A 3441-nucleotide genomic window follows, 5' to 3' on the forward strand; every position below is an offset into this window, starting at 1 on the left:
AAAAGGTAACGGCGATGGCGCTATGGGAAGTAAGTGAATAAGATTGAATTGAACGCTAACCTGTATCATTTTATTATAAATAAATTCGGTAATTATATAGTTACATAGAATTTAATATCAAAAGAAAAGGAAAACGCTCAAGATATAATAAGTATGTGATTTTAAGAGAAAATGAGTGTCAAATAACATCAATATAAACCATCTATTATGGATTTATAAATTAGCTTAGTTATATGATTGTCAATAAATTAAAATTACATAACTTCCATTTATTACTAAAAAAAGAATGGTGTTGAAAGTTCCTAAAATAGCTTTTCAGCTTTTGCTGAAAAGTATGAAGATCCTGAAATGAAATGAAGGAATCGAATAGCAAGAGGGTAACAGGCAGTCGCCCTGTTACGGTTATTCGATTTTGCTATAAACCTACTGTTTATAGGGTGTTTCAGGTTTTTTTTATTTTTTTGAATTTGAATAAAAACGCTGTTTTTTACTAAAAATAGTTGTTAACCGTCGTAAACAGGCAGAAATTTTACTAAAAACTATGGATAAAGGGTATGAAAAAGAGGGTTTTGAAACTTTAAAGATCAAAAGTTCTGTGGCTAACGAATTTAGAATATTCAGTAGAATGTTGTCAAAATCCCAATCTATGACATTGCTCTTGATGATGGACTTTTTTAAGGAAAACGGAATATCCCCAGTAGAGTCAATGGGACCACATATGGAAACCTTAGAAAAGCGAATTTCATTGCTCATTAAGAAACGGATGAATGGAATGATTGCTATAATGAAAGACATTGAAAAGAACCAAACGAAACCAACCGTTGCAATGTTATATTCTCTTTTTGAGCATACCGAACCGCCCAAAAAGAAGTTGATACTTGCTAAAAAATCTGGTGAAGAAAAGAATGAGGTCCGTTATCGAGAAAAGAAATATCTGGACACTAATGATAATGAGCAATGGAAAAAGTAAACTACATCATCCAGCTCAACGAGGCATTTGAGCGTTTCAATAATGATGACAGGATTAAACAGGGTCATATTACGTTGTACCTAGCATTCTTTCAGAAATGGAATCGGGAATATTTCAAAAAGACTATAACCATAAACAGGGAATGGATTATGGAAAAAGCAAAGATCAAATCAAAAACAACCTATCACAATTATCTCAAGGACCTGAATGATTGGGGATATTTGAGGTATTATCCATCCTATCATCCGGCTCGAGGTTCAAAAGTTCAGATGTCCATTTTTTTTAGCTCAGTTGGTCAAAATTTGGCTACCTGCGCCCCAGAACCAGGCCAAAATTTGGTACCTTCTTATAAACATAAAACAAAAGAAAACCTAAATAAACTGGCTAGGCCAAAAAATGAACTAGTTGTTTTAAATTTTTTTAAAGAAAACAATTGGCCAGTTATGGAAGGAAAAAAGTTCTATGCTTATTATCAAGCTAATAACTGGACACTAAGCAGGGGTCTTAAAATAAAGAACTGGAAAGAGAGTGCTAAAAAATATGTAGAGAAAGGGTTTAAAATAAAAGAAGAATACACCAGTCCAATTTCTGGCCATCTTGATAATCTGAGGAGATTTGATTCTAGAAAAAAAGACTACGGGCAGCCACTTTAGGAACCTATTTGAACTTTGACCGTAATATTGCCATATCCTTGCTCACTTTCATATCTAAAATCTTCGCATAATGCTGGGTTGTTTTAAGATTGGTATGCCCCAACATCTTACTAACTGACTCTATCGGAACACCATTCGTTAGAGTTACCGTTGTGGCGAATGTATGTCGTGCCAAATGGAAAGTTAGATTCTTTGTGATACCTGCCAAAGTTGCAATCTCTTTGATATAGGCATTCATTTTTTGATTACTAAGAACAGGTAGCACCAAATCTTTTTCTTTCAGCAGCTCGTTATCTTTATATTTATCAATGATGACTTTAGCAATGGGTAAAATCGGGATGTTACTTCTGGTATCGGTTTTAGAGCGTTTTGTCTTAACCCATTCTTCACCATCTGCGCCAACGCTGATATCACCTCTATTTAGTTTTTTAACGTCAGCATACGCCAGACCGGTAAAGCAACAGAAAATAAAAATATCGCGCACTTGATCCAGTCGGTCCATTTTTAATTCGAGTGATATAATTTTTTGGATTTCTTCTTCAGTCAGAAACTCGCGCTCAACGATTTTCAATTTTCCTTTCCAATGTAAGAAGGGATCTTTGTCAATCCAATCGTTAGCGTGAGCAATACGGATAATCTTTTTAAAGTTTGTGATATACTTAATGGCTGAGTTGTGCGCACACTTTCGGGTCGTTTTAAGGTAGTATTCCAGCCCCGTGATGAACTTATGGTCTACATCCTGTACAGGAATGTCCTTTTTCTTGTAATTCTTCTTAATAAAGCCTGCTACGTGCTTTTTACAAGTACGATAGCGTTCAGCTGTTCCGGCAGCGAAATCTTTGCCAATAAGACTATCAACTTCATCATTATGCTCTTGAAATATTTCTAAAAGCATCTTTTTTGTCTTGTCTTTACCTAAATAAACATCACGAAGTTGAGTAGCGGAGTAAGCTATTCCATCTCGTTGAAGCTTTTGCTCTATGGTGTATATTTTATTTTTAATAAACTCAATTTCTCTATTTATTTCCTGATTCTCTGGCGAGTTGCCTAATGCTTTCTGCGATGTAGTATTCCATAAATCAATATGAACTTTTCGATTAATACTGCACTCAGCTCGCTTGCCGTCTAATGTTATACGGAGATAGATATTAGTATGACCCTGAAGATTGGCCTTACTTTTTTTGATATAAAATAATATTGAGAGTTGAACTGACACCGAATAAATTTAAAATTTACTTCAATGTAGTAAAAAATAATTAAATCAGCATCATTTTAAATAACTGAATATCAAATATTTAACATCTATTCGGTGTCAGTTGTAGATCGTTTCTAAGTGACACCGAATTAGCCCCTTTTTAACTGCTATTATTTGATATCAAATGAAATCAAATAAAATGAAAAACCCTCTAAATCAGTTATTTAGAGGGTTTTGTTGCCTTTTGTAGGACTTTCTGCGGAGAAAGAGGGATTCGAACCCCCGGAGGTGTGACCCTCAACAGTTTTCAAGACTGCCGCATTCGACCACTCTGCCATTTCTCCTGAGTGCCTCATCAGCTATTTGCTGAATGCGGGTGCAAATATAACAAGCTTTTTTCATTCCAAAAAAGTTTTATTGTTGTTTTTTAAATCTCTTTTCTTTTTAGCTTGAAAATGAATCTTTTGGAGTAGAATTTATTTCCTGCTCTGGAATTTAAAAACCAGCATGCAATACAAATTGGACAGAGTTTTAAACTACTCAGCAGTTGTCCAGGCTCTTTACTCGATAATCGAGATTTTAATGCTCCGAGGCTTGCCTCGAAATTAAAAATTATTTCTTCT

The 3441-nt window shown here is 34.5% G+C and carries 4 protein-coding genes and 1 tRNA gene; 2 read left to right on the top strand and 3 right to left on the bottom strand.

Annotated features, from left to right (window positions below):
* Positions 1–541: 541 nt before the first annotated feature.
* On the top strand, positions 542–970 hold the full coding sequence (locus RM529_RS16510) for a BfmA/BtgA family mobilization protein (protein WP_311485838.1): 429 nt from the start codon (positions 542–544) through the stop codon (positions 968–970).
* Entirely contained in the window at positions 958–1623 is a 666-nt protein-coding gene (locus tag RM529_RS16515; protein ID WP_311485839.1) for a hypothetical protein, read from the top strand. Before RM529_RS16510 ends, RM529_RS16515 begins: the two co-directional genes overlap by 13 nt.
* 4 nt (positions 1624–1627) lie before the next feature.
* On the opposite strand, the gene RM529_RS16520 is transcribed toward RM529_RS16515, so the two are convergent.
* The 3 genes from RM529_RS16520 to RM529_RS16530 form a co-directional block, all read right to left on the bottom strand.
* Positions 1628–2839 (bottom strand): site-specific integrase, encoded by a 1212-nt coding sequence (locus RM529_RS16520; RefSeq protein ID WP_311485840.1) that lies wholly within the window; start codon positions 2837–2839, stop codon positions 1628–1630.
* 238 nt (positions 2840–3077) lie between these two features.
* Positions 3078–3162, bottom strand: a tRNA-Ser gene (locus RM529_RS16525).
* 83 nt (positions 3163–3245) lie between these two features.
* The coding region (locus tag RM529_RS16530; RefSeq protein ID WP_311485841.1) for a hypothetical protein at positions 3246–3441 on the bottom strand (196 nt) is incomplete at its 5' end.

The organism is Autumnicola edwardsiae (genome assembly GCF_031846505.1).
In the GTDB taxonomy this organism is placed as follows: Bacteria; Bacteroidota; Bacteroidia; order Flavobacteriales; family Flavobacteriaceae; genus Autumnicola; species Autumnicola edwardsiae.